Source organism: Campylobacter sp. P255 (assembly GCF_003627915.1).
GTDB lineage: Bacteria > Campylobacterota > Campylobacteria > Campylobacterales > Campylobacteraceae > Campylobacter_D.
Genome location: NZ_NREN01000001.1, coordinates 85,294 through 110,884, shown reverse-complemented (window position 1 = coordinate 110,884; position 25,591 = coordinate 85,294). Strand labels below are relative to the sequence as shown.

The 25,591-nt window shown below is 31.2% G+C and carries 26 protein-coding genes; 21 read left to right on the top strand and 5 right to left on the bottom strand.

From position 1 onward, the window contains the following. Positions 1-50 precede the first annotated feature (50 nt). The 8 genes from CKA54_RS00585 (at position 51) to msrA (ending at position 7,737) form a co-directional block, all read left to right on the top strand. Positions 51-1,565: a hypothetical protein gene (locus CKA54_RS00585; RefSeq protein WP_120759095.1), complete on the top strand. Its 1,515-nt coding sequence runs from the start codon at positions 51-53 to the stop codon at positions 1,563-1,565. Continuing rightward, positions 1,546-3,744, top strand: coding sequence for a carbamoyltransferase HypF (gene hypF / locus CKA54_RS00580; RefSeq protein WP_120759093.1), 2,199 nt, complete (start codon positions 1,546-1,548; stop codon positions 3,742-3,744). The genes CKA54_RS00585 and hypF overlap by 20 nt, the downstream gene beginning before the upstream one ends. 65 nt (positions 3,745-3,809) lie before the next feature. Continuing rightward, positions 3,810-4,544, top strand: a complete 735-nt coding sequence (gene hypB, locus CKA54_RS00575) for a hydrogenase nickel incorporation protein HypB (protein WP_120759092.1) — start codon at positions 3,810-3,812, stop codon at positions 4,542-4,544. Then, positions 4,544-4,825, top strand: a complete 282-nt coding sequence (locus CKA54_RS00570; RefSeq protein WP_120759090.1) for a HypC/HybG/HupF family hydrogenase formation chaperone — start codon at positions 4,544-4,546, stop codon at positions 4,823-4,825. Before hypB ends, CKA54_RS00570 begins: the two co-directional genes overlap by 1 nt. Beyond that, positions 4,812-5,903 (top strand): hydrogenase formation protein HypD, encoded by a 1,092-nt coding sequence (hypD, locus tag CKA54_RS00565; protein ID WP_120759088.1) that lies wholly within the window; start codon positions 4,812-4,814, stop codon positions 5,901-5,903. Before CKA54_RS00570 ends, hypD begins: the two co-directional genes overlap by 14 nt. Before the next feature lies 1 nt (position 5,904). After that, the gene (gene hypE / locus CKA54_RS00560) at positions 5,905-6,876 is read left to right on the top strand and encodes a hydrogenase expression/formation protein HypE (protein WP_120759086.1); all 972 of its coding nucleotides are present in this window, start codon (positions 5,905-5,907) and stop codon (positions 6,874-6,876) included. Continuing rightward, a complete protein-coding gene (locus CKA54_RS00555; protein WP_120759084.1) occupies positions 6,876-7,223 on the top strand; it encodes a hydrogenase maturation nickel metallochaperone HypA in 348 nt (115 codons plus the stop codon). Before hypE ends, CKA54_RS00555 begins: the two co-directional genes overlap by 1 nt. Further along, entirely contained in the window at positions 7,213-7,737 is a 525-nt protein-coding gene (msrA, locus tag CKA54_RS00550; RefSeq protein ID WP_172586647.1) for a peptide-methionine (S)-S-oxide reductase MsrA, read from the top strand. Before CKA54_RS00555 ends, msrA begins: the two co-directional genes overlap by 11 nt. 44 nt (positions 7,738-7,781) lie before the next feature. On the opposite strand, the gene tpx is transcribed toward msrA, so the two are convergent. The 5 genes from tpx to CKA54_RS00525 are packed head-to-tail and all read right to left on the bottom strand — an operon-like array spanning position 7,782 to position 13,736. After that, a complete protein-coding gene (gene tpx / locus CKA54_RS00545) occupies positions 7,782-8,306 on the bottom strand; it encodes a thiol peroxidase (RefSeq protein WP_120759072.1) in 525 nt (174 codons plus the stop codon). Between the two features lie 54 nt (positions 8,307-8,360). Continuing rightward, on the bottom strand, positions 8,361-10,388 hold the full coding sequence (locus CKA54_RS00540; protein WP_120759070.1) for an ATP-dependent helicase: 2,028 nt from the start codon (positions 10,386-10,388) through the stop codon (positions 8,361-8,363). A 7-nt stretch (positions 10,389-10,395) separates the two neighbouring features. After that, complete coding sequence (locus CKA54_RS00535; RefSeq protein WP_120759068.1) at positions 10,396-11,637, bottom strand: ArsS family sensor histidine kinase; 1,242 nt, start codon at positions 11,635-11,637, stop codon at positions 10,396-10,398. Next, positions 11,634-12,308 (bottom strand): response regulator transcription factor, encoded by a 675-nt coding sequence (locus CKA54_RS00530; RefSeq protein ID WP_120759067.1) that lies wholly within the window; start codon positions 12,306-12,308, stop codon positions 11,634-11,636. The genes CKA54_RS00535 and CKA54_RS00530 overlap by 4 nt, the downstream gene beginning before the upstream one ends. A gap of 12 nt (positions 12,309-12,320) precedes the next feature. Further along, positions 12,321-13,736 (bottom strand): DegQ family serine endoprotease, encoded by a 1,416-nt coding sequence (locus CKA54_RS00525; protein ID WP_120759065.1) that lies wholly within the window; start codon positions 13,734-13,736, stop codon positions 12,321-12,323. A gap of 155 nt (positions 13,737-13,891) precedes the next feature. Between CKA54_RS00525 and CKA54_RS00520 the strand changes: the two genes are divergently transcribed. Genes CKA54_RS00520 through CKA54_RS00460 form a run of 13 tightly spaced genes read left to right on the top strand, consistent with a single transcriptional unit; the run spans position 13,892 to position 25,496 of the window. Further along, the gene (locus CKA54_RS00520) at positions 13,892-14,764 is read left to right on the top strand and encodes a DnaJ C-terminal domain-containing protein (protein ID WP_120759063.1); all 873 of its coding nucleotides are present in this window, start codon (positions 13,892-13,894) and stop codon (positions 14,762-14,764) included. A gap of 9 nt (positions 14,765-14,773) precedes the next feature. Next, complete coding sequence (locus CKA54_RS00515; protein WP_039668403.1) at positions 14,774-15,148, top strand: heat shock transcriptional regulator, MerR family; 375 nt, start codon at positions 14,774-14,776, stop codon at positions 15,146-15,148. A 26-nt stretch (positions 15,149-15,174) separates the two neighbouring features. Then, on the top strand, positions 15,175-16,800 hold the full coding sequence (locus tag CKA54_RS00510) for a cation:proton antiporter (protein WP_120759061.1): 1,626 nt from the start codon (positions 15,175-15,177) through the stop codon (positions 16,798-16,800). Next, positions 16,797-17,129 carry a hypothetical protein gene (locus tag CKA54_RS00505; protein ID WP_039663684.1) on the top strand — a complete coding sequence of 111 codons (333 nt, stop codon included), beginning with the start codon at positions 16,797-16,799 and terminating at the stop codon, positions 17,127-17,129. Before CKA54_RS00510 ends, CKA54_RS00505 begins: the two co-directional genes overlap by 4 nt. After that, positions 17,126-17,752, top strand: coding sequence for an HAD family hydrolase (locus CKA54_RS00500; RefSeq protein ID WP_120759059.1), 627 nt, complete (start codon positions 17,126-17,128; stop codon positions 17,750-17,752). The genes CKA54_RS00505 and CKA54_RS00500 overlap by 4 nt, the downstream gene beginning before the upstream one ends. A gap of 3 nt (positions 17,753-17,755) precedes the next feature. Beyond that, positions 17,756-18,019, top strand: a complete 264-nt coding sequence (locus CKA54_RS00495) for a DUF2018 family protein (RefSeq protein ID WP_120759058.1) — start codon at positions 17,756-17,758, stop codon at positions 18,017-18,019. Positions 18,020-18,021: 2 nt separating this feature from the next. Continuing rightward, positions 18,022-18,456: an exporting protein gene (locus CKA54_RS00490; RefSeq protein ID WP_120759056.1), complete on the top strand. Its 435-nt coding sequence runs from the start codon at positions 18,022-18,024 to the stop codon at positions 18,454-18,456. A gap of 46 nt (positions 18,457-18,502) precedes the next feature. Next, positions 18,503-19,396 carry a polyprenyl synthetase family protein gene (locus tag CKA54_RS00485; protein ID WP_120759054.1) on the top strand — a complete coding sequence of 298 codons (894 nt, stop codon included), beginning with the start codon at positions 18,503-18,505 and terminating at the stop codon, positions 19,394-19,396. Continuing rightward, complete coding sequence (gene hemA / locus CKA54_RS00480) at positions 19,396-20,703, top strand: glutamyl-tRNA reductase (protein ID WP_120759052.1); 1,308 nt, start codon at positions 19,396-19,398, stop codon at positions 20,701-20,703. The genes CKA54_RS00485 and hemA overlap by 1 nt, the downstream gene beginning before the upstream one ends. Then, positions 20,690-22,390, top strand: a complete 1,701-nt coding sequence (locus tag CKA54_RS00475) for a proline--tRNA ligase (RefSeq protein ID WP_120759296.1) — start codon at positions 20,690-20,692, stop codon at positions 22,388-22,390. Before hemA ends, CKA54_RS00475 begins: the two co-directional genes overlap by 14 nt. Beyond that, complete coding sequence (locus CKA54_RS00470; protein WP_120759051.1) at positions 22,387-22,785, top strand: FxsA family protein; 399 nt, start codon at positions 22,387-22,389, stop codon at positions 22,783-22,785. Before CKA54_RS00475 ends, CKA54_RS00470 begins: the two co-directional genes overlap by 4 nt. Further along, complete coding sequence (gene hemC, locus CKA54_RS00465) at positions 22,776-23,702, top strand: hydroxymethylbilane synthase (RefSeq protein WP_120759049.1); 927 nt, start codon at positions 22,776-22,778, stop codon at positions 23,700-23,702. Before CKA54_RS00470 ends, hemC begins: the two co-directional genes overlap by 10 nt. After that, entirely contained in the window at positions 23,703-25,496 is a 1,794-nt protein-coding gene (locus CKA54_RS00460) for a menaquinone biosynthesis decarboxylase (protein WP_120759048.1), read from the top strand. The last annotated feature ends 95 nt before the right edge of the window (positions 25,497-25,591 follow it).

Sequence of the window (25,591 nt, the reverse complement as noted above, 5' to 3'; positions counted from 1 at the left end):
AAATTGTTATATTTATATTTTTAAAAAATTTTATTTTTAAGGTTTTTGATTTGCTTTTAGAAATTACTTTTAATTATAAATCCAAAAATGACATTTTTGAATATTTACTTGGTTATTATGCTAAAGATTACACATATCACTATGAACAAAAAGATGAAAAAATCACCATTAAGGTAAAAGGCGAGAAAGATGAAATTCAAGCATTTTGCGCTACTTTAGAAAAAATCAGCCATAGCGTGTTTTTGAATAAATTTGATTTAAAGCTTGTAGAAGAAGATTTCACACCTATAAAAAAAGAAAAAAATTTCACTAAAAGAAGTTTTTTAACTAGACTGAATGCAAATGCATACACCCAAGGTGAGCTTTTAAGCAATGAATGGGGTGTTTTTGTAGATGAGGAATTTAAAATAGAAAATGAGTTTATAAAAATCACTAAAGAAAATTTCCATGATAATTTAAAAAAAGCTTTAGAGAGATTAAAAAAACAAGAAAAAATATATTTTAAAAATTCAAAAGGAGTGTATGTTTTTGAAATTTTTAATGACAACTTAGATGATTTTTTAATCCCAAGCGATCCAAAACATATCAATGCATTTTTTTCATGCAATAATGAGCAATTTAAAATTTTAGCAGGGGTTGAAAAACCTCTAATGAAACTTAAGTTTAATGCTATTTTTAGACAAAACCACTCACCAACACAAGAGTATTTTAAAATCAAACTTTATGATAATCTTTTTTTATTTGCAATATGCTATGAGTTAGAAAAAGAAGGAGTGAAATTTTTAAATTTCAAAAAAATAGAGCATTTTGAAGATGATTTTGAAGTTGCTTTCATAGAAAATGAATTGCTTGTGTGCAAAGGATATGATTATATTTTACCTGAATTTAGAAATTTGATTTTTCAAAAAGAAGATAAAAATTTTGCAAGAATTTCTTGTATATTGACTGATTTTAAAGACAAAAAAACTTTGCTTTTAGAGCTTAGCAAGGCTTATGATGATGTTATTTTGCTTGATAAAGAATTAAACCTTTTAAAACTTTCCCTGCCAAAGAGCTTTGATGAGTTTTATAAAACTATAAGTCAAGATGATGTTGCTAAGAGATTGCTAGCTAATTATGAAAAAGAATTTACTCTAGTGCAAAAAGAGTTTAATGTTACTAATAGTTTTTTTAATCTTTTTGGTATGATAGGTATGATTTTAGAACTTGATAAAGATGTGCAAAAAGCAGCATTGGCGCTTTTGGCTTTAGCAGATGAAAGCAAAATGGCAAAAGGTGTTAGGATAGACTTTAAGCTTAATGAACAAAAAGAGTTTGATTATACTAAAACCTTAAGAAGCGTGATGAGCTTTAAGCTTGCAGGGGTGGAAAATCAAATCATAGCACTAGGTGTGGTTGAGAGTTTGGCATATTTTTTAAGAGATTTATTTGATGATTTAAAAGCTAAAAATCAAGTAGATTATGTAGTGCTTAGTGGAAGTTTGTTTGAGCATAAAAGCCTTAGTAAGAATGTATTTAAACATATTCCTTTTTTTAAGTTAAGTGATGTCCCACTTTGGATATGAAATTCACATCAAAGGACTAGTGCAAGGAGTTGGCTTTCGTCCTTTGGTTTTTAATATAGCTCAAGAGTTACACTTAAAAGGTGAGGTGTATAATGATGGCTTGGGTGTTATAGTGATCCTTGTATGTAATCAAAGTGAAGTTTTAACTTTCAAAGAAAAGCTTTTTTTGCATTTGCCACCTTTAGCGCGAATTGATGAGTTTGTTTTTTTTGATAAAAAAATTGATAAAAATTACGATAGTTTTATTATAAATCATTCGCAAGATGGTGAAAAATTTAGTCCTATTTTAAGTGATTTTGCTCTTTGTAAAGACTGCTATGAAGAATTTTATGATGAGAAAAATCCACGTTTTAAATACCCTTTCATCACTTGTACAAATTGCGGGCCGAGATTTTCTATCATCAAACAACTTCCTTATGATAGAGCTAATACTACTATGGAACAATTTAGCATGTGTGCTTTTTGTCAAAGCGAATACAAAGACCCAGCTAATCGTCGCTTTCATGCCCAGCCTCTTTCGTGTCCAAAATGTAAAATTACAATCTTTTTAAAAGATAAAAACCAAAATATTTTAGCTCAAGATGAAGAAGCTTTTATCCTGCTTGCAAAGTTTTTAGAGCAAGGTAAAATCATAGCTTTTAAAGGTATGGGAGGATTTCACTTAATTTGTGATAGTACAAACGAAAACACCATCATAGAACTTAGAAAACGCAAAAACCGCCCTAAGAAGCCTTTTGCTATTATGGTGAAAGATCTTGATATGGCTCAAAAGTTAGCTTTTATTAATAAATTTGAAGCAAAGCTTCTCACTTCAAATTTAAAACCTATTGTGATTTTAAATAGTAAAAATATCCATCAAGTCTTGGCACCTGATACCGATAAAATAGGCATTATGTTAGCTTACATGGGGACGCATTTAATGCTTTTTGAACATTTTAAAAAACCTATCATCGCAACGAGTGCCAATTTAAGCTCGCAAAGTATCATCTATAAAGAAACAAAACTTTTAGAACAGCTTAGCGATGTGTTTGATTTTTATCTTGATTATAATAGGCAAATACAAAACTCAAGTGATGATAGTATTGCCCAAGTTATTAACGATAAGGTAATGTTTTTAAGAACTTCAAGAGGTTTAAATCCGCTTTATATTAATACTAAAAATATTTTTAATTCCAAAGAAAATATCCTTGCTTTGGGAAGTGAATTAAAAAACGAGTTTGCATGCTTTTTTAAGGATCAAATTTTCATTTCTCCCTATATAGGCGATATGAAAAATTTAGATATCCAAGAAAGATTTTTGAAAATTTTACACTTTTTTCAAAAGGCATATGGGGTAAGCTTTGATCAAGTTTTGTGCGATAAACACCCGCATTTTGCTTATGTAAAACAAATAAATCATGATGAAAAATTTATGATACAACATCATTATGCACACTTGTGTGCATGTTTATTTGAACATAAAATTTACAAAAATGACGTTTTAGCTTTTGTATTTGATGGTACAGGCTATGGAGATGATGGTAAAATTTGGGGCGGAGAGATTTTTAGGGCAAATCTAAGAAATTATACCAGACTAAGCCATTTTAAAAATTTCAAATTAATTAATGCTGATATTAAAAATATCGCAAATTTAGCTTTATCTTTGATTTTTGATTTTAATTTAGAAAGCGAAGCAAGTTGGTTTTTGGGTCAATTTTCTCAAGTAAAATTAAACAATCTTAAAAAAATTCATACTCAAAGTTCTTTGTATACCAGTTCTCTTGGCAGAATTATCGATGCTTTTGGAGCGATTGCCTTTAATCAAGAAAAACTAGACTATGAAGCACAAATTGGGCTTTTGATGGAAAAATACTACAATCAAAACCTTGATTATAGCTATAAATTTGACATCAAAGATAATGAAATATGTTTTAAAAATGCTTTCTTGCAAGCTTTAAAAGATCAAGACAAGGTTAAAATTAGCACAGGATTGATCAATGCTATTGCAAATTTGATCATAGAATATTCAAAAAATTTCAAAGAAGAAGTGATTTTATGTGGCGGGGTATTTCAAAATAAAACACTTCATATGATATTATCTCAAAAAAATTTCTCTTATAAAACTTCTTTACAATATCCTTGCAATGATAGCTCCATTGCGCTTGGGCAGCTTGTGCATTATTTATCATTAAAAACTTAATCAAACTCATATTTTTTTAATACTTTTTTATATAAAATAAACAAAAAATATAAAAAGGATATCTTATGTGCAAAGACTGTGGCTGTTCTATCAATGGACATGATCATAACCATGATCACCATCATGAAAATCCAGCTTTAAAAGAAGAAAAAACTATTCATGTTATTAGTAAAATTTTATCAAAAAATGACCATCAAGCCTCACATAATAGAGAACATTTTAACGAACATGGCACACTTTGTATTAACTTAATGAGTTCTCCAGGTAGTGGAAAGACAACACTTTTAGAAGAAACGATAAAAAATTTAAAAGATAGCTTAAAAATAGCTGTAGTTGAAGGAGATTTAGAAACCAATAACGATGCAAACCGCATTATCAAAGCAGGGGGCTTAGCTCATCAAATTACCACAGGGCAAACTTGCCATTTAGATGCTTTTATGGTACATGATGCTTTACATCATTTTAAACTTAGCGAACTTGATATAGTTTTTATCGAAAATGTAGGAAATTTGGTATGCCCTGCAAGCTATGATTTGGGTGAGCATTTAAATGTAGTTTTGCTTTCAGTTACAGAAGGTAGCGATAAGGTAGAAAAATATCCGGTGATGTTTAGAAAAGCAGATTTGCTAGTTATAACCAAAGCAGATTTAGCTCAACACTTTGACTTTGATTTTAAAGCTGCTTCCATGGCAGCTAAAAGATTAAATCCTAAAATCGACATCATGATCTTAGATAGTAAAACAAAAACAGGTTTTGATCTTTGGTTGAATTACTTGAAAATGAAAAAGGAGCTTCATTAATGTGCCTTTCAATACCTTCTAAAATTTTAGAAATCGATGAATTAAATTCAGCTATAGTCGAGACCTTAGGAGTTAAAAGAAGAGTAAGTTTGGATTTGATAAGCGAACCTTTAAAAGTAGGTGATTATGTGCTAATACATGTAGGTTTTGCTATGGAAAAAATTGATACGCAAGCTGCACAAGAAAGTTTAAAAATTTATACAGATATAGCAGAAAAAATGCAAAATGGACAAATCGATGAAAATGAAGGCGATATGGGATTAAAACATGGATTTAATTAATGATTTTAGAGATAAAGAAAGGATTTTAGCCCTAAAAGAGCTTATCGCTTCTAAGATTACCAAGCCTATTAATATTATGGAGATTTGTGGGGGGCATACGCATAGTATTATGAAATTTGGTTTGATTGATTTGCTACCTAAAGCAATCAATTTTATACATGGACCAGGTTGCCCTGTGTGTGTCATGCCAAGAGAACGCATAGATGTAGCTTTAAAGCTTGCAAGTATGCCTAGTACTATTTTTTGCGTCTTAGGTGATATGTTAAAAGTACCAGGAAGCCATGAGAGTTTAATCGATCTTAGAGCCAAAGGAGCAGATATTAGAGCACTTTATACCCCTTTAGATGTGGTAGATATTGCTTTAAAAAATCCTGAAAAAAATGTGATATTTTTTGCCATAGGTTTTGAGACAACCACACCTATGAGCGGAGTAATCTTAGAAAAAAGCATAGCTTTAAATTTAAAAAATTTATTTTTTCATATCAACCATGTGCTAGTTCCACCCGCAGTAGAAGCTATCATGCAAGATGAAAATGTAAAAATCGATGCATTTTTAGGACCTTCTCATGTTAGCGTTATCACAGGAACAAACATTTATGAGCCTATTGCTAAAAAATACCAAACACCTATAGCTGTAAGTGGATTTGAACCAGTTGATATTATGCTTAGCGTGTTGAATATAGTAGAACAAATGAATGCTAATACTTTTGAAGTTTACAATGAATACTACAGAGTAGTTAGCAAAGAGGGTAATATAAAAGCCAAAACTTTAGTAGAGAAATACTTTCAAGCTTGTGATTTTGAATTTAGAGGTCTTGGAATGATTGCAAATGGTGGGCTTTGTTTAAAAGATGAATTTGCGCATTTAGATGCTAGTAAGGTATTTGATTGTGAGGTAAATAGCAAAGATGAAAGCAAAGCATGTATTTGTGGTCAAATTTTAAGAGGTTTAGCCAAGCCTTATGATTGCAAAGTATTTGCAAAAGCTTGCACCCCTAAAAATCCCATAGGAAGTTGCATGGTATCTAGCGAAGGAGCTTGTGCGGCTTATTATAAATACTATCAAGATAAGGTTTAAAATGAAGCAAATTACTTTAGCCCATGGTGGTGGTGGTGAAGAAATGAATGCCTTAATCGGCGAAATTTTTTCTATTTTTAAAAATGATGTTTTAAATGAAGCAAACGATGCGGCTATTTTAGATGATTTGGCTTTTAGCACAGATTCTTTTGTGTTAAATCCTATTTTTTTAAAAAATGTAAACATAGGAAAACTTGCAGTTTGTGGTAGTGTAAATGATGTATTGATGGTGGGAGCAAAACCTTTATATTTATCATTAGCCTTGATTTTAGAAGAGGGTTTTGAGATAGAAAAGTTAAAAATCATACTCAAATCCATAAAAGAAGAATGTGATAAAGCAGGGGTGAAATTAGTTTGCGGGGATACTAAAGTCGTTCCTAAAAATAAAGGCGATGCGATATACATCAACACTTCTTGCATAGGAAAAAACATACAAAAAATCAACACCAAAGACATAAAAAGTGGTTGTAGTATATTAGTTTCTAGAGATATAGGAGCACATGGATGTGCGGTTTTGGTTGAAAGAAATAATCTAGAAGCAAATATTGACAGTGATTGTAAATGTTTAAAAGAAGAAGTTTTAGCGCTTTTAGAAGCTGATATAAAAATCAAAGCAATGCGTGATGCAACGCGTGGTGGACTTAGCGCGGTGTTAAATGAATGGGCTAAGTTGAGCAATTTAGAACTTATGGTATATGAAGAAAAAATTCCAGTTTGCAATGAAGTTTTAGGAGTTTGCGAGCTTTTTGGATATGAGCCTTATGAACTTGCTAATGAAGGAACCTTTATATTATGTATAGAGCAAAAAGATGAGCAAAAAGCATTAGAAATCTTAAAAAAATTTAATGCTAATGCAGCTATTATAGGTAAAATCACAGCCAATGAAAAAGCAAGGGTGATTTTAGAAAATGCCTATGGAGCAAAGCGTGTTTTAGAAGCTCCAAAAGGTGAACTTTTACCAAGAATTTGCTAATGCATGAGTTAAGTATTACAGAATCTTTACTAGAACTTTGTGAAGAATATGCCCAGGGTAAAATAGTCGAAGAAGTACATGTAAAAATAGGGCGCTTAAGCGGTGTTGAGGCTGCGCTTTTACAAAGAAGCTTTGAGACATTTAGGGAAAATAGCCCCTTGTGTAAAAATGCCAAATTTATCATGCATCTTCAAGAGGTGGTAGTGGAGTGTCAAAAGTGTCATTTTAGTGGGGTGCTTGAAAATAATATCTTTTGGTGTCCAAAATGCGAAGATAAGAATTTAAAAATTATCGATGGAGAGGAGCTTTATCTTATGCAACTTGTGTTAAAAGAAGATGAGAAATAAAGGTAGTATTTTGCATAGTGAAATCATTTTAGGTGCGGGTTGTTTTTGGTGTACGCAAGCTGTATTTGATGAGATTAAGGGTGTAGTGTATACAGAAGTAGGTTATATGGGTGGCAAGCCAAACCCAAGCTATGAAAGTGTAGTAAATGGCGATGGAAATATAGAAATTACTAAAATAGTATATGATCAAAAAGAAATTACACTAGAAAAAATTTTAGAAGTTTTTCTAAAAATGCATGATCCTACAAGTATTGATAAACAAGGAGCGGATGAGGGAATTCAGTATCGTTCAGTCATCTTTTACCAAGATGAAACACAGTTAAAAATCATTAGTGATTTTTTGCAAAAAGCACAACAAAATTATGAAAAAACCTTAGCGACACAGGTTTTGAAAGCAAAAAAATACTACAAAGGTGAAGATTATCATCAAAAATATTTTAAAAACAATCCTGATCAGGCTTATTGTCGATTTGTCATTGAACCTAAAATTAAAAAAATAAAAACTTGCATATAAATTTTATAAGTAGTTTTAAAAGCCTTTTTACAGGCTTTTAAATTTTAGTGGCAACCACAACCGCCGCATCCACAACTTTGGTTAAAAAAGTTTTCTAAAGCTTGCATATTTGGTAATTCAGTAACTTCATTTACAAGTTCTTTATATACAACCACACCATCTTTTACCACAAATACAGCTCTAGCTAGAATTCCCTCAAGCGGACCATCTGCCATTAAAACACCGTATTTTTCACCAAATTCTTTAGAAACAAAATCACTTGCAACGGTTAGATTATCAATACCTTCGGTTGAACAAAAACGACCCATAGCAAATGGTAAATCCATACTTACTACGATTACTTCAGCGCCACTTGCTGCTGCTTTTTTATTAAATTCTCTAGCTTCAGTAGCACATACTGGAGTATCAAGGCTTGGTACGCTGATAATAATTTGAGTTTTACCTTTTGGAGCGATTTCAACACCTGAAAGATCTTTGGCTTTTAGAGTAATGTTTGGTGCCATATCTCCAACTTGAACATTATTTCCTTTTAAGCTTACTTTATTTCCTTTGAATAATACGCTATTCATTTTTTCTCCTTAAATGATTTATATTAATCATAATATAAAAAGATTAATAAAGTCTTATTTTTTTTCTTCTTTACACATACCTGCTTCGATTAGAAAACATGAAGGCTGATAGTTGCTTTTTTTTATCTTATCGTATTTTGCATAGCTTAAGTATAAAGTATCTTTAGCTCTAGTAACCGCAACATAAAAAAGTCTTCGCTCTTCTTCTAAGCTTCCACCCATGCTCATGAGTTTTTGGTTAGGAAATCTTCCTTGCGCAAGATCTATAACAAATACAAGCTCAAATTCAAGCCCCTTGCTAGCATGAATACTTAAAAGATTAACCCCGCTTCCACTACTCATTTCACTAGCGCCAAGGGTGAGAAAGTTATAGTATTTGTAATTATCACTATAATTTTTAGCCAATTCTTTTAATACAAACATTTTTGCATTGATTTTTTCTAAAATTTCACTTTTTTTATTTAAATCAACATTAGAATTTTTATTAGTCGCTCTCTTGGCTGCTAAAATATCACAAATTTCTTTAAAATAATCATTCTCTAAAATCAAATTTACAAGCTGGCTTGAAACCTTACATTCACTAGCTTTTTTTATAAAAAGATAAATTTTTTCAAGATTTTTTGCGCAAAATTCATTGATCTTAGGCAGGCTTAAAATAGGGTGGGTGTTAAACTCACTTTCTAAATTAAATCTTGATGGAGAAGCTAACTCTTCAATATCATCAAATAAACCCAATTGATAACTTTGTTTTTTGTATTTTTTTAAACTTACACTAGTGTCAGGATTTAAAAATCCTTTAATTAAACTAGAATGTCCTAGTTTTAACAAAGCATCAAAAATATCTTTAGCTAAAACCCCTCCAACTCCTTTGGTATATTCAAGTAAATGGATAAAAGCCATGATATCTTTTGGATTAAGCACGATCGCAAGCATGGAGCAAAAATTCTTCACTTCTAAACTTTCAAAAAAACTCCCACCGCCTTTTCTTTTACTAGCTATGCCAAGTTCTCTTAAGGCTACTTCTATACCATCAGCACTTGAGTTGTTTCTAAAAATAACAGCGATTTCATCTAAATTAACTCCACTTTGTAGAATTAACTTTGCGATAGTGGAGTATTGATCAAATAATTCGTTAAACGTTAGTAAACTTGGTGCTTTAAAGTCTCCTTCTCTTGTTACGATTAATTCTTTAGGATATAGTCTTTCATTATTTAAGATGACTTTATTAGCTAGCGCAAGAATATTTTTACTAGAGCGATAGTTTTTATTTAAAGTAAAAATATTTGCATCCACAAATCTATCTTTAAAACTTCCTATAATGGAAATATCTGCTCCATTAAAAGCATAAATGCTTTGATCATAATCTCCCACACAAAATAAACTTTTACTATTAAACGCGTCAATAAGTGAACCTTGCAAGGTATTAGTGTCTTGATATTCATCTACTAAAATTTCATCAAATTCGAAATGATGTGAAGATAAAACGTGTTTTAGTTTAATCAATAAATCATTAAAATCCACATAGTTAAAACGTGCTTTTTCTTCTTCATATTCTTTTAAAATATCTTCATAAATTTCAGCATAAACAGCTTGTTCATCATAGTTTTGACAAAACCAGTTGTAAAATTCATCTAAATTTGCATTGGTATTTTGAAATAAAGAATACACATCATATAAATAACTTGGCATATAAGGCTTAGTGTCGCTTAAATGATGAAAAGTGCGTTTTTCAAAAATAGAACGCAAAAGAATTTTAAGCTCACTTGCTGGTTTTAAAATGATATCATGGTTTAATTCTTTAAGCAAAGTATAGGCGGTGCTATGAAAAGTTCCTGCGGTAATTTTTGAAGTAATGCTTTTGTCAAAATACCTCCCAAGTCTTTCAATCATTTCTTTGCTTGCTTTGTTAGTAAAGGTTAATAGCATGATTTTTTCAGGCTTTATGCCATTTTGAAGCAAGAATGCTATTCTTGCAACAATAGTAGAAGTTTTGCCTGTGCCTGCACTTGCTATGATTAGATTATGTCCAAAAGGGGCACTAGCAGCTTTGTATTGTTCTTCATTTAAACGTGATAAGGGCATGGAAATCCTAGTTTAAAATTATATTTTCTATATGATTAAAATAAAAATAATTTACGCCATCTTTGTATTCATAATGAAGCGTAAGTTTATGAGAATCTAAAATAGTTTTAACGATGTATAGTCCAAGTCCAAAACTATCTTTATTTTTCTTTCCTTGAGTAAAGGCTTGAGTATAGTGTTTTAAGTCTTTATCCAAGGCTTTTCCTTTGTTTTTAAAGCAAAGGTATTCTTTGGTTATTTCTATGGTAACACAATTTTCATCAGAGTATTTTGTCGCATTATCGATCATATTTTTCATCGCAGTGGTGAATAATTTAAAATCCACATTAACACTAAAACTTTCTTTGATGCTAATTTTTACTTTTTCATCATCACTCATGGCAATATCTTTTGCTTCATCTAAAAGATCTAAGATATTGTATTTTTTTAAATTAATCAAACCCGCACCCGAAGTAATTTGTTCAATAGCAGCAAATTCGTTGATTAAAATTTCTAAACGATTAAAAGCACCTATGAGTCTTTCTTTGTATTTGCTATTTTCAAGCATTTCTAAAGTGATCAATCCTTTGGTAATAGGAGTTTTTAACTCATGCATGATATTTCTTAGAAAAAATTGTCTTGAAGTATTAAGCTTTTGAATTCGCAAAATAGACTCATAAAAGGCTGTTGCAACCTGTGAAATTTCATCGTTGCCTTTGCTGACATTTTGAATTTCATCTAGTTTATTTTCTCCAAATTTATCAATTTGTTTTTTTAAAGCTCTTAATGGTTTTAATTTTCTAATGATAAAAATATATAATACCAATAAAACCATCACCACAATACATGCAATAAGCTTGATTACAAAGTAACGGTAACCTTGATATTCTAAATCTTTATACAAATAAAGCTTGCCATCAAAGATGATTTTTAAATACACATTATCTTCTAAAGTAATGATTTCAACCACACCTGTGCTAGTTTGAGCGCGTGCTATGGTTTCAGCCTTGTAGATGATTTTTCTTATAGAAGAGGGTGCGGTTAATTCAATCATCTTGTAATTTTTAGTTTGCTCATAAAATTCCTTCTCACTAATCACATGATTAAAATACAATAATCTTGCGTTGGCTATAAAGGAGTATTTTGCATTAAGTTCGTTAGTGTAATTTTGCTGATCATATTTAATAAGCCATAAAAATGCCAAAATCACACTAACACTTGCAAGTAAAAAAACAAAGGTTATGGTATAAAAAATCGATGATTTATTCATTGAGTTAGTTTATATCCTATGCCTCTGATTGAATGAATGTATTTTGGAGTTTTAGGATCATCGCCGATTTTTTGTCTAATTCTACTAATAATTACATCTATACTTTTATTACTAGAATCTTCGCTAATAGAACTACAATTATACACAAGTTCTTCACGGCTTACCACTCCACCTTCTTTTTTAATCAAATAACTCAAAATGTCAAATTCAGCATTAGTAAAACTAATCTCTTGATCTTTCATAGTGATAGTGTGTTTATATTTATCATAAACAAGATCTTTTTTGACTTGAGCTTGGGCGGTTTTGGTGTTTGAAATTCTTCTTAGATGACTTTTTATCCTTGCTTGAAGTTCTTGAGGATTATATGGTTTTGGCAAATAATCATCAGCACCCAAATCAAGAGCAGTAACCTTATCGCTGATATCGTGTCTTGCACTTGAAATAATAATAGGCGTATCGTATTTTTTACGAATTTCCTCACACACTTCAAGTCCATCAAGACCAGGCAAACTTAAATCTAAAATGATTAAATCATAAGGATTTAAAGCAAGTCTTGAAAGACCGATGTATGGTTCATGCGCGATATCTACTTTCATGTCAAATTGCTCTAAGTACTCTGCTATAATCTCGGCCAATTCTAAATCATCTTCAATCATTAAAATATTTGTCATTTTTTTCCTTTCTTAAAAAAGTAAAGCTCTAACTAAACCGCCTCTATTGATCCAAATTTTAACATATTCTTTGCCTTTATTTAACTCTAAAGCTTTTGATAATTCTTTAAAATTTGAAACCTCATATTGATCGATACCTATGATAATATCACCTTGTTCAAAGCCTATTTTTTCTGCTTTTGATTTTGGCGTAACTTCGGTGATTAAAATACCACTAATGTTTTCAGGTATACGGTATTGGGCTTTGTTTTTAGCATTTAATTCAACTAATTTTAAGCCATCAATATAACCTTTTTCATATTGTAGCGACTTTTCATCAGTTTTTAACATAAATTTCGCAGTTTTAATCTTATTATCTCTTTCATAAGTTAACTCTATCGCTTGTTTTGGATCGATACTTCCTATATAGTTTTTTAAATCCATAGGGCTTTTAATCGTGGTTTTATCTACTTTTATGATCAAATCGCCTCTTTTTAAACCTGCATTATAAGCTGCTGAATCTTTTTGTACTTCAGTGATTAAAGCTCCTTCTTGATTAGTATAGGCTTTTTTGATATCTTGAGTTAAAGCTCCTATGACTACACCCAAATATCCTCTTTCAATTTTTCCATGTTCGATTAGTTTTTGTGCGATAGATTTTGCCATATTTGAAGGGATAGCAAAACCAATACCATTATTTCCTCCGCTTCTTGAAAGTATGGCCGAGTTGATCCCAACTAAAGCTCCTCTACTATCTACTAAAGCTCCACCTGAATTTCCAGGGTTGATAGAAGCATCAGTTTGAATGAAATTTTCGTATTGATTTAAACCTATATTGTTTTTATTCAAAGCTGAGATAATTCCACTTGTAACACTACTTCCTACGCCAAAAGGATTACCCAAAGCAAATACCACATCACCTTCTAACAATCTATCTGAATCAGCAAAAGTAACAGCGGGTAAATTCTTAGCTTCAATCTTTATTACAGCTAGATCTGTTTTAGGGTCAGCTCCGATTAATTTTGCTTTGTATTCGGTGCTTGAATCAGGTAAATTCACAGTGATTTTTTCAGCACCTTCGATAACATGGTTGTTGGTTATAATATATCCATCATTTGAGATAATCACGCCCGAGCCAAGCGAGCTTACCACTTCTTTATTTTTCTTGCTTTTTGGAGCTTGTGGAAAATCAAAACCAAAAAATTGTTTGAAATAAGGATCGTTAAAAAAATCATCAATACCAAAAGAATTACTTTGAACGGTTTTTGAAGTTGAGATATTCACCACAGAATTTTTTACCTTTTGTATAGAATCATGGTAAGAAAGTATAGAATTTGGATTACTAGCTGGTAAAGTTCTTTGTATATTATCATCTGCTTGTTTAAAATCAATACTAGCACTAAAAAGACTAGTTGCTACTGCTAAAGAAAGTATGGTTATTTTTTTCATATTCATCCTTTATAAAATCATTTCCTACAAGTATAAAATTTTATTTTTACACAATTGTAAATAAAACCTTTAGTTTTAAAACTTATAAAAGTTGATTGACTAAGACTAAAGTTTTTGATATAATCAAAACATTATAAAATTGAAGGAAAAATAATATGAGCAATAGTTTATACGATACTTTAGGTGTTGCTAAAAATGCTAGTGCAGATGAAATAAAAAAAGCTTATAGAAAATTAGCAAGACAATACCACCCTGATATCAACAAAGAAAGTGGCGCAGAAGAGAAATTTAAAGAAATCAATGCCGCATATGAAATTTTAAGCGATGAGCAAAAAAGAGCTCAGTATGATAGATATGGTGATTCAATGTTTGGCGGACAAAGTTTTCATGATTTTTCAAGAAGTGCAGGCGGAGCTGATATTAATGATATTTTAAATAGTATCTTTGGTGGAGGTTTTGGAGGATTTGGCAGAGGCTTTAGCTCTAGCAATAATTTTAAAAGTGGTTTTGGGGGCTTTGGAGGTTTTGAAGAAGATTTAGACTTGCAAGCTAGTATAAAAATTCCTTTTGAAAAAGGAATTTTAGGTGGCGAACATATAGTAAATATCAACAACGAGCAAGTGAAAATCAAAATTCCTCATGGTATTAAAGATGGAGAAAAACTACGCATAAGAGGCAAAGGTAAAAGCTTTCAAGGACACAGCGGAGATTTGATTTTAAAAGTTGAATTAGAACAAAGCGATGAATACGAAAGAGAAGATGATGACTTGTATAAAAAAGTTGAAATCAGTTTAAAAACAGCCCTTTTTGGTGATAAAATTAGCGTTCATACTCCACGAAAAGAAGTTAAAATCACCATACCACCAAATTCCAAAAACAATCAAAAAATCCGAATCAAAGGCTATGGAGTGCAAAATAGAAAAACTGATTTATATGGGGATATGTATTTGATTTTAAATGTAAAAATACCTGATATTAATACACTTGATCCAGATTTTGTAAAAATTTTAGAAGAAAAACTACCTTAAGGAGTGGATATGGAACACAGTTATGATGAACCGGTATATCTTATTAGTGTTGTGGCAAAGGTTTTAAGTATACACCCACAAACTCTAAGACAATACGAAAAAGAAGGTTTAGTTGAGCCAAGTAGAACTGATGGTAAAATGAGGCTTTATTCGCAAAAAGACATTGACCGTATAAAAATGATCTTGCGTTTAACTAGAGATCTTGGAGTAAATTTAGCAGGAGTAGATGTAATATTAAAACTCAAAACAAAAATTGATGAGTTTGAAAATACCATAGAAGAGTTAAGATTGGAGCTTGATAGAAGAGATAATCCTTCAAAATCAAGAGCGGTTGTCAAACATAGAAGTAATTTTGATTTAATTTTTTTAGAAAAAATCAAATAACTTCATAATTGCAAAAAGGCTGGTTAGTGGATGCATTTATAACTTTATTTTTGACCGCAGTAGCAGTAGCAGTTGTTTTGAATGTCATATTAAAAAAATTTGGTATTCCAACTATTATAGGCTATATTGCTACAGGTTTATTTGTGCGTGAATTTTATGGCTTTAGCACCAATGAAATCATCATACACGTGGCAGAATTTGGTATAGTATTTTTGATGTTTACTATTGGACTTGAATTTTCTTTTAAGCATCTTTTAGCGATGAAAAAAGAAGTGTTTTTAAATGGAAGTTTGCAAATGCTAACTTGTGGTTTAGTATGCACTTTACTTGTGACTTATATTTTGGGTATTGCAAGTCATATTGCGATGATTGCAGGTTTTGCCTTGGCATTATCATCTACAGCTATTGTTTTAAAAATACTCAATGATAGTGGCGATATCAATGAAGAATACGGCAGAAAAGCTTTGGGGATTTTACTTTTTCAAGACATCGCAGTAATACCACTACTACTTATGATTGATATTTTTAGCTCTCAAAATGCAGATATTTCTAGACTTTTAATCACCACTTTAGTTAGTGCTATTATTTTACTAGTTTTGCTTTATTTTATAGGTAAATATCTTTTTACTTATGTTTTAAAATTTATCATCAAAACAAATGCGAATGAAATTTTTATCGCGACCATTCTTTTTACTGTGATTGGCGCAAGCTTTTTGGCACATTCATTTGGTTTTTCATACTCTTTAGGTGCTTTCATAGCCGGAGCTTTAATAGCAGAAACACAATATAAACACAAAATTGAAGCAGATTTGGTACCTTTTAGAGATTTACTTTTGGGATTTTTCTTTATTAGTGTTGGCTTGCAGATAGATTTTCATCTTGTTTTTGAAAATTGGTTTTTGATTTTTGTATTTGTAAGTTTAGTTTTGGTTATAAAGTTTGTAGTTATTTATGGTCTTTTGGTTTTATATACTAGAAAAAGAGTAGCATTAAAAACGGCTTTAAGTATTTCTCAAATTGGAGAATTTGCACTCGCAGTATTTTCACTCATGCAAGTTAATTCACTTTTAGATGAAAAAACTGCGCAAATTTTTATCATAGTTTCTATTGTAACAATGGTTGCAACACCATTTATTTTAAATAATCTTAGAAAAATAGCCAATGCAGCCGAGGGTGAGCAAAATGATATGGCCAAATTTTATCTTTGTGATCAAAAAATGAAGGATCATTTTATTATTTTTGGTTATGAAAGATTAGGTCAAGAAGTCGTACAAAAAATCAAAAAAACAGGTATTCCTTATTTGGTTTTAGAGAATGACTTGAATTTAGTCGAACTTGGTCGAAGTAGAAATGAAAATGTATTTTTTGCAAATGTTGCACAAGTAGAAACTTTAAAAATAGCCAATATCGAAGAATGCTCAGTCGCAATTATAACCATAAGCAATGAAGCAAAACTTGATATGCTTTATCAAGTGCTTTCCAATCTAAACAAACCTATCAAAACAGTGTTAAAAACAAGTGGTATGGGAGCAAAGATCATCTTCCCTCATGCTGATAAATACTTACACATTGTAGATGCAGAAGCTTCCATAGCAAGAAATTTAGTCCAAGAGGCATTACAATGTAGAATCAACACAAGTGCAGCAGAATGAAAAATGAAGAAAAAGCCTTAAGGGTAAAATACGTAAGAGCTTTGGAAAAATTTACCAATTCTGCAATCAGTGCTTTAAAAAGAGAAGATTTTGATATGATACTTTTTAGAGAAAGAATGCAAAAAAATGCTAAGATTTTTGAAAAAATTCAAGCGGTTTTTTTGGATTCTACCTATACTAAGGCTTTGGAAATTTTTGTCAATGAGTGCTTAGATGATGGCTTAGATCAAAAAACGCTTGTTTCAAAAGCAAATGCTTTATACAAATTAAAGAAAAATCAAAGCTATAAAAAAGACAAACATAAAACTAAATTTAAGGATGAATATTGATTAATGTAATTTTTGATATGGACGGAACTTTAATAGATAGCGCTAATGCTATTGTATGTGCAGTAAATGAAATAAGAGCTGATTTAAATCTTGAACCTTTAAAAAGAGATTTTATCCTTGATACAATCAACACTCCAGGGCAAAACTATGCTAAGATTTTTTATGGCGTTGATACTTACTCTCACACAAGCTTCAAAGAAGGTTATGAGAAGTATTTTATCAAGCATTATGACCAAAGCGTGGTGCTTTTTGATGGGGTAGTTGAAGTTTTGGATTTTTGTAAAAAAAATGGGTGCTATTTGGCCATTGCTACCAATGCGCCACAAGAAAGCTTAGTGCCTATTTTAAAAAAACAAAACATTCTTTCGTATTTTGATAAAATTTTAGGCGTTAGTTATGGTATAGAAGCTAAGCCTGATCCTATGATGTTAAGATTGATTGCAGATGAGGCAAAATACAATAAAAGTCTTTTTATAGGCGATAGCTTAAAAGACAGACTTTGTGCAAAAAATGCAAATGTAGATTATATACATATTGCTTGGCATAAAGAAGTTAAAGAACCAGATGGGGCTAATGATAAAAACACTTTAATAGAAAAAATTCAAACTCACATGAAAGGTTAAAATATGGATATTTTTGATGAAATGTTTGCTAAAACTCCTAAAGAAAAATTTATAGAAACAATAAAATACGCAAACCTAGGTGCTTTAGAAAATGTAATGGAAAAATTACTAGCAGATCACATTGCTATGATAGAACTTTTAGAAAAAAATAACCTTAACGAAACAGATGTTGCTCAATTTCAAATGGAAAATTCTCTTTTGATAGATGAAAGAAAAAATGACTTTTATATAGGCTTAAGCGCTGAAATTTTAGGTCATGAGGGTTGATTTTGCGTTGGTTTTGGTGGATATTTTTATTTTCTAGTTTACTTAAAGCTGAAGTTTTTTTTGACTATACCTATCAATTTACCTTAAGTAAAGATGAAAAAGCGAGTGTAAGAATTAAAGAGATTGATTACCCTGATGAAATCTATCATTTTGACTTCTCATGGACTTTGTTTGATCAAACTAATATTATCGTACATTCAAAATACAAAAAATACCCCAGACAATTTGTCATGTCTTTAAGAAGAAATTTAAACTGGGTGGTTCAAACTTTAGTGCCTGATTATAATAATCCTCATATTGACAGAGCAAGATTAATACTAGAATTTAGTGATTTCAAGAAAGGAGAGGCTATTTTTACTGTTTATATAGAAGATAGAAATAAAAAACTAGAAGTGGAATTTTTAGACCCTAGAAAAGCCACTCTTAATCAAAACTAAAGTAAAATTTAATAAAATACAATATAAGAAAACTAAGGAAAGCATAGTGCAAAAGATCGATCAATACATGCATGAATTTTTATCAGAGTTAAATTACGAACCTATTTTAACGATGAGTTCAAAACTTCAAGGCGGAAAAAAATTACGCTCAAAATTACTTTTAAAAATCGCCAATGAAAATGAAACTAGCTATAAAATTTGTGCCATTATAGAATTAATTCACGCTGCGAGTTTGCTACATGATGATGTTATTGATGAGGCAAAACTTAGAAGAGGTGTAAAGTCGATCAATGCAGAATTTGGCGCAAAAAATGCCATTATGTTAGGTGATATTTTATATTCAAAAGCTTTTTATGAACTCTCGCTTTTAGATTTAAAACTTGCAAAAGTTATCTCTAATGCAGTAGTAAAGCTTTCTATTGGAGAGTTAATGGATGTAAATTTAAGTGAAACTTTCAACACTAACAAAAACGCTTACTTACAAATGATATACAATAAAACTGCAGTTTTAATCGAAGCTAGTGCAAGAAGCGGTGCAATACTTGCTGGCTTAGATGAAAATGATTTTGCAGAATATGGAAAAAATTTAGGCTTAGCCTTTCAAATTGTGGATGATCTTTTGGATATTCAAGGCGATGAACAAACCTTAGGAAAACCCGCTATGAATGACTTTAAAGAGGGCAAAACCACTCTTGCTTATATGTATTTATATGAAAAATTAAATCCTCAAGATCAAGCAATCTTACAAGGTTATTATAAAAAAGATTTAAATGAGAGTGAAGTTGCTTGGATAAAAAATAAAATGCATGAATATCAAATTTTCGAGCAAGTCCATCAAGAACTAAATGTCTATGCAAACAATGCCTTAAAAGCTATAGAAAAATATAACATAAAAGATTTAGAAGATATTATCAAAAGTATGATTGAGAGGGATTTTTAATGCATTATTATTGCATCAGCTTTACACATAAAAATACAGATATTGCCACTCGAGAAAAGCTTTCCTTCTCCAACGAAAACAAAAAAAGAGAACTTTTAAAACTCATTCATGCCAACAACAAGATTTTAGAAAGTCTAGCACTTAGCACTTGCAATAGAGTTGAAATTTTACTTTTTGCAGGTGAATTAGAAGGTGTTGGCGAGCATGTTTTAAAAACTTTAAGTTTGCTTTGCAATGTTGATAAAGAAAATCTTGGATCTAAGGCAGATTTTTATGAGGATAGTGGTGCCATCCATCATCTTTTTTCCGTAGCTAGTTCACTCGATAGCTTGGTTATTGGCGAAACACAAATTGCTGGCCAATTAAAAGAAGCATATAAGTTTGCCCTACAAGAGCAAAGATGTGGAGTGCATTTAACAAGAGCGATTCATTATGCTTTTAAATGTGCAGCCAATGTAAGAAATCAAACCGATATTTCAAAAAATCCTATTTCAGTTGCTTCTGTTGCAGTAGCCAAAGCCAAAGAATTATTGAACTTAGAAAATAAAACGGCTGTGGTTATCGGAGCAGGTGAAATGAGCGAATTAGCCTGTAAGCACCTTTTAAATGCAAAAGCTAAAGTGCTTATACTTAATAGAGACATAGAAAAAGCGGGGAAACTTTGTGAATGTTTAGGTGAAAATGCGAGTTGTGAAAGTATTGCGAATTTAAAAAATGCCTTAAATCAATATGAAGTTTTTTTTAGTGCTACTAATGCTCCTCATGCTATCATAACTCATGATTTGCTAGAAGAAAAAGACTATAAAAGGTATTTTTTTGATATAGCCGTACCTAGAGATATTGATATAAAATCTGATGAAAAAAACCACGTCTATGCGGTTGATGATTTAGAAGAGGTGGTAAAGAAAAATTTAACCCTAAGAGAACATCAAGCGCAAATTGCTTACTCTATAGTAGGTGTGATGACTAATGAGTTTTTTCAGCATTTAAGCAAGCTAGCAACCTTACCTTTAGTAAAACAGCTTCGATTACAAGCTGATGAAATTGCTAGCATAGAATTACAAAAAGCTATAAAAAAAGGATATTTAAAACATTCAAATCATGAAGAAGCAAGAAAGCTTATAAGACAAGTAATGAATGCCTTTTTGCACCATCCTAGTGTAAATCTTAAAAAACTAAGCGGAACCATGCAAAATGATTCAGTGATTAATGCGATGCGTTATGTATTTGATTTAAAAAATGAAAATATGGAAGGTTTAAACCTTTATAAATGTGAATTTAATTTGGAGAATAATCATGAAATTTAGTAAATTTTATGCCGTAAGTACAAAAGAAAATCCAAAAGATGCCACGCTACCAAGTCATATATTTTTAGTTAAGGGTGCTTTTGTAGAGCAAATTGGAAGTGGCTTGTATAATTTTTTACCTTTAGGAAAAAAAGTTTTAGATAAAATCAAAAACATCATCAAAGAAGAAATGGATAAAGCAGGAGCTCTAGAAGTAAACTTAAGTTTTAACACCCCAGCTGATCTTTGGAAAGAAAGTGGAAGGTTTAATGTATTTGGCAAAGAACTTTTACGCTTTAAAGATAGAAAAGAAAACGATTTTGTTTTAGGACCAACCCACGAAGAAGCTATGGTGGCTTTAGTTAGAAATAAAGTTACTTCATACAAACAACTTCCTTTACACTTATATCAAATTGGCTTGAAATTCAGAGATGAAGCTAGACCTAGATTTGGACTTTTAAGATGTAGAGAATTTTTAATGAAAGATGGCTATAGTTTTCACGCTAATGAAGCAGATTTAGATAAAGAATTTAACCTCATGCACGAGACTTATAGCAAAATTCTCACACGATTAGGGCTTGAATTTAGAGCTGTTGAGGCTGATAGTGGAGCCATTGGTGGTAGCGGTTCGAAAGAATTTATGGTTTTGGCCAAAAATGGCGAAGATGATATATTATTATGTGAGCATTGTGATTATGCAGCTAATATCGAAGCAGCAAAAAGAGCTAAAAAAACCTGCCAAGATGAAAGACCAGAAGCAGATTTTGCAACACAATTTCACACTCCTAATGTAAAAACCATAGAAGAGTTAGCAGAATTTTTCAAGATTAACTCTTACTATACCATTAAGGCTATTGCAAAAAAAGCTATTTATGAAAATGAAGAAAAAATCGTGGTATTTTTTGTGCGTGGTGATGATGAGTTACAAGAGGTTAAAGCACTTAATGCAGCCAATGCGCTAGAATTAACCGATGCAAGCGAGGAAGAATTAGTAAAAGCAGGTTTAGTGCCTGGATTTATCGGCTTTGTAGGGTTAAATGGTGTTGATTTTTATATCGATCATGAACTTGAAAACGAAACAAATATGATTATCGGGGCTAACAAAAAAGATTATCATTTAGTAGGTATTAACGTAGTCAATCTAAACAAAGAACGCTTTAAAGATCTTGCAGCAGTCAAAGAACACGATCTTTGTCCAAAATGCCAACACAAACTCAAACAAAGCAAAGGTATTGAAGTAGGGCATATTTTTAAACTTGGTAGCAAGTATTCTAAAGCAATGAATGCAAGTTATCTAGATGAAAATGGCAAAGCACAGTTTTTTACCATGGGTTGCTATGGCATGGGGGTAAGTCGCTTGGTAGCTGTTGCTATAGAAGCAAGTCATGATGAAAAAGGTTGTATCTGGAATAAAACCTTAGCACCTTTTGTTTTAGATATCATTGTTTCTAATGTAAAAGATACAAAAGCTATGGAATTAGCTGAACAAATTTATAACCATTTTAAAGATAAAGAAGTGTTGTTTGATGATAGAAATGAGCGCTTTGGAGTAAAAATCAACGACTTTGAATTAATGGGATTTCCTTATGCTTTAGTTATTGGCAAGGGCTTAGAAAAAGATGAAGTTGAGCTAATCCACAGAAATACCTTAGAAAAACAGGTGTTAAAAACACAAGAAATCATTCCACACTTAGAGAAAATTTTATGATAGCAAAAGTCAACCTTAGTGCTTTTTTGGTTTTAGAATTAATTGCAAGTGTTTTGTTTATTGTTTTTTTTGGTTTTTTAAATTTTTTTATGATAGTTTTTGCAAGCATGTTTTTAGGGGCAATGTTTTTAGCAAAAACTTGGACCAATCTCATCACCATGCAAAATACCCATACTAATTTATTTGGTATGGTTAAATTATTTTCTTTAACCATAGTAGGAATTTTACTGTTAATACCGGGAATTTTGAGTTCATTTTTAGGCATATTGTTGTTGTTTTTCATGGCAGTTTTAAAATTTTTCACTCATAAAAAATCCCAAAAACACCAAACACCAAACAACGAAGAAGAAATCATTGATGTAGAAATCATACAGGAGCATAAAAAATGCAATTAATCATCGCAACAAGAAAAAGTCAACTTGCTTTATGGCAAAGTGAACACGTAAAAGAACAATTACTGCAAACACATGCAAATTTAAAAATTACACTAGAAGGATTTAAAACCAAAGGTGATGTTTTACTTGACTCACCTTTGGCAAAAATAGGTGGAAAAGGACTTTTCACAAAAGAACTTGAAGAAAGCATGTTAAGAGGCGATTCGCATTTGGCTGTACATAGCTTAAAAGATGTGCCAAGTTTTTTTCCTGATGGTCTAGTTTTAGCTGCTATTTCAAAAAGAGAGGTTGTAAACGATGCTTTTTTAAGTGAACATTATGAAAACCTAACTGCACTTCCAAAAGGTGCAAAAGTTGGCACCACAAGCCTTAGAAGAAGAATGCAACTTTTAGCATTAAGACCTGATTTAAATATCATTTCTTTAAGAGGCAATATCAACTCACGCTTAGAAAAACTTAAAGCAAAAGAATTTGACGCAATTATCTTAGCATTGGCCGGTATTAAACGTTTAGGTTTAGACAAAACAATTAAATATGTCAAAGCTTTTGAGCTTGATGAGATGATACCTGCAGCTTCTCAGGGTGCTTTAGGTATAGAAAGTATTGATGATGAAAAAATTTTAAAATACCTAGAGTGCTTAAATGATGAAAATGCCTTTATAGAAACTCACATAGAAAGAGACTTTATCAAAACCTTAGAAGGTGGCTGTCAAGTACCTATAGGTATCAATGCAAAAATTCTTCAAGATAATATAGAAATTCGTGCCATAGTAGGTTTGCCTGATGCAAGTAAATTACTAAAAGAAAAAAGAGTTATTAAAAAACAAGACTATGTTAACGCAGGTGAACTTTTGGCTAAAGAAATGATAGCAAAAGGGGCAAGAGAAATTTTAAAAGAAGCAGAGAGTATGATATAAATGCAAAAATTTATAGAACTTTTGAAAAAAAATCATCTATTGAAAATCATCAATGATCCTGTTGATGTTGATCTTGAAATGGCGCATTTAGCTTATATAGAAGTCAAAAAGGAAGATTCTAAAGCTTTACTTTTTACTCATGGGGTAAAAAATGGCAAAAAGTATGACTATCCGGTGCTTTTAAATACTTTTTGTAATGAAAAAGCTTTAAATTTAGCTTTTGGAAGAGATCATGAAGAAGTAGCTAAAGAAATTAGCTCTTTATTGAAAATGCATATTCCGCAAAGTTTTGGTGCAAAATTAAATTTTTTCAAGACTTTATTAGATCTAAAAAATATCCCACCTAAACGCATTAAAAAAGAAGGAGAATTCACCTATAAAAGTTTAAATTCTTTAAGTGATATTCCTATTTTAAAAACCTGGGAAAAAGATGCTGCACCTTTTATCACTATGGGGCAAGTTTACACTCAAAGTTTAGATGGTAAACAAAACAACCTTGGGATGTATCGCTTGCAAGTTGTTGATGATAAAACTTTGCTTATGCATTGGCAAATTCATAAAGATGCGAGTCATTTTTTTCATGAGTACAAAAAAGCAAATCAAAAAATGCCAGTTAGTATAGCCATAGGTGGCGATCCTTTGTATATTTGGTGTGGACAAGCACCTTTACCAAAAGGAATTTTTGAGCTTTTGCTTTATGGTTTCATCAAGAAAAAACCTGCCATTTTAGCAAAGTGCAAGAGCAACCCACTTTATGTGCCTTATGATAGTGATTTTGTGATAGAAGGCTTTGTTGATCCTAATGAATTTGCACCTGAGGGGCCTTTTGGAGATCACACGGGATTTTACACTCCGGTTGAACTTTGTCCTGTATTAAAAGTAGAGAAAATTTTTGCTAAAAAAAATGCAATCTATCAAGCTACTGTCGTAGGAAAACCTCCATTAGAAGACAAGTACATGGGACTTGGCACCGAAAGAGTTTTTTTACCTTTACTTCAAACTAACGCACCTGATTTGATCGATTATAACATGCCAGAAAACGGGGTATTTCACAACTTAATCTTAGCCAAAATAGAAGCAAAATACCCTGCGCACGCAAAACAAATCATGCATACATTTTGGGGTGTAGGGCAAATGAGTTTTGTTAAACATGCTATTTTCGTAGATGAAAACGCACCTTCATTAAAAGACTATGACAAACTCATACCTTATATACTCGATCGTTTTGATGAAGAAAAATTACTTATTAGTGAAGGAATTTGCGATCAACTCGATCATGCTTCAAATACCTACTGTTATGGTGGGAAAGCAGGGCTTGATGCATGCGGTGATGAAAAAAAAGTAGAACTAGAAATTTTAAAAGATGAAACTTTACTTCAATTATTTAAAGAGAAAGATTCAAGTATTTTAAATTTAAAACAATTCTACACTCAAACTTTCGCACCAATTAGCGTAGTTTTGATTGATAAAAAAGAAAAAATTGCTCAAGTATTTGAAAAACTACAAATTTATAAAAAACACTTTAGAATTTTAGCCTTTTTAGATCAAGATGCTATTTTAGAAAACCCTTACATGCTAGTATGGCGTATCGTAAACAATATCGATGCAAAAAGAGACATTTTTATAAAAAAAGATTGTGTTGGGATTGATGCGACAAACAAAGGTTTACTAGAAGATTATCATAAAGCATGGCCTTTAATGACTAATTGCTCTAAAGAAGTTATCGATAAGCTCATTGCAAAAAAATTACTTCCTAATGATGAAAAATTCTTCAAAAAGTTTGAAATTTTTTAATTTCGGGCTTTTTGAGAACACTTTTTGCTTGTAAAAAATATAGATTTTTAATCTAAATATTAAGTTTTTTAAAATTGTGTCGATAGTGTATTTTG

Excerpts from the sequence above, each read along its gene's own strand:
- CKA54_RS00540 (WP_120759070.1), bottom strand. The coding sequence starts at position 10,388 with ATGCCCTTATCACGTTTAAATGAAGAACAATACAAAGCTGCTAGTGCC.
- hypB (WP_120759092.1), top strand. The coding sequence starts at position 3,810 with ATGTGCAAAGACTGTGGCTGTTCTATCAATGGACATGATCATAACCAT.
- msrA (WP_172586647.1), top strand. The coding sequence starts at position 7,213 with ATGAGAAATAAAGGTAGTATTTTGCATAGTGAAATCATTTTAGGTGCG.
- hemA (WP_120759052.1), top strand. The coding sequence starts at position 19,396 with ATGCATTATTATTGCATCAGCTTTACACATAAAAATACAGATATTGCC.
- CKA54_RS00520 (WP_120759063.1), top strand. The coding sequence starts at position 13,892 with ATGAGCAATAGTTTATACGATACTTTAGGTGTTGCTAAAAATGCTAGT.
- CKA54_RS00555 (WP_120759084.1), top strand. The coding sequence starts at position 6,876 with ATGCATGAGTTAAGTATTACAGAATCTTTACTAGAACTTTGTGAAGAA.
- hypE (WP_120759086.1), top strand. The coding sequence starts at position 5,905 with ATGAAGCAAATTACTTTAGCCCATGGTGGTGGTGGTGAAGAAATGAAT.
- CKA54_RS00515 (WP_039668403.1), top strand. The coding sequence starts at position 14,774 with ATGGAACACAGTTATGATGAACCGGTATATCTTATTAGTGTTGTGGCA.
- CKA54_RS00535 (WP_120759068.1), bottom strand. The coding sequence starts at position 11,637 with ATGAATAAATCATCGATTTTTTATACCATAACCTTTGTTTTTTTACTT.
- CKA54_RS00570 (WP_120759090.1), top strand. The coding sequence starts at position 4,544 with ATGTGCCTTTCAATACCTTCTAAAATTTTAGAAATCGATGAATTAAAT.
- CKA54_RS00460 (WP_120759048.1), top strand. The coding sequence starts at position 23,703 with ATGCAAAAATTTATAGAACTTTTGAAAAAAAATCATCTATTGAAAATC.
- hypF (WP_120759093.1), top strand. The coding sequence starts at position 1,546 with ATGTCCCACTTTGGATATGAAATTCACATCAAAGGACTAGTGCAAGGA.
- CKA54_RS00525 (WP_120759065.1), bottom strand. The coding sequence starts at position 13,736 with ATGAAAAAAATAACCATACTTTCTTTAGCAGTAGCAACTAGTCTTTTT.
- CKA54_RS00470 (WP_120759051.1), top strand. The coding sequence starts at position 22,387 with ATGATAGCAAAAGTCAACCTTAGTGCTTTTTTGGTTTTAGAATTAATT.
- CKA54_RS00495 (WP_120759058.1), top strand. The coding sequence starts at position 17,756 with ATGGATATTTTTGATGAAATGTTTGCTAAAACTCCTAAAGAAAAATTT.
- CKA54_RS00505 (WP_039663684.1), top strand. The coding sequence starts at position 16,797 with ATGAAAAATGAAGAAAAAGCCTTAAGGGTAAAATACGTAAGAGCTTTG.
- hypD (WP_120759088.1), top strand. The coding sequence starts at position 4,812 with ATGGATTTAATTAATGATTTTAGAGATAAAGAAAGGATTTTAGCCCTA.
- tpx (WP_120759072.1), bottom strand. The coding sequence starts at position 8,306 with ATGAATAGCGTATTATTCAAAGGAAATAAAGTAAGCTTAAAAGGAAAT.
- hemC (WP_120759049.1), top strand. The coding sequence starts at position 22,776 with ATGCAATTAATCATCGCAACAAGAAAAAGTCAACTTGCTTTATGGCAA.
- CKA54_RS00530 (WP_120759067.1), bottom strand. The coding sequence starts at position 12,308 with ATGACAAATATTTTAATGATTGAAGATGATTTAGAATTGGCCGAGATT.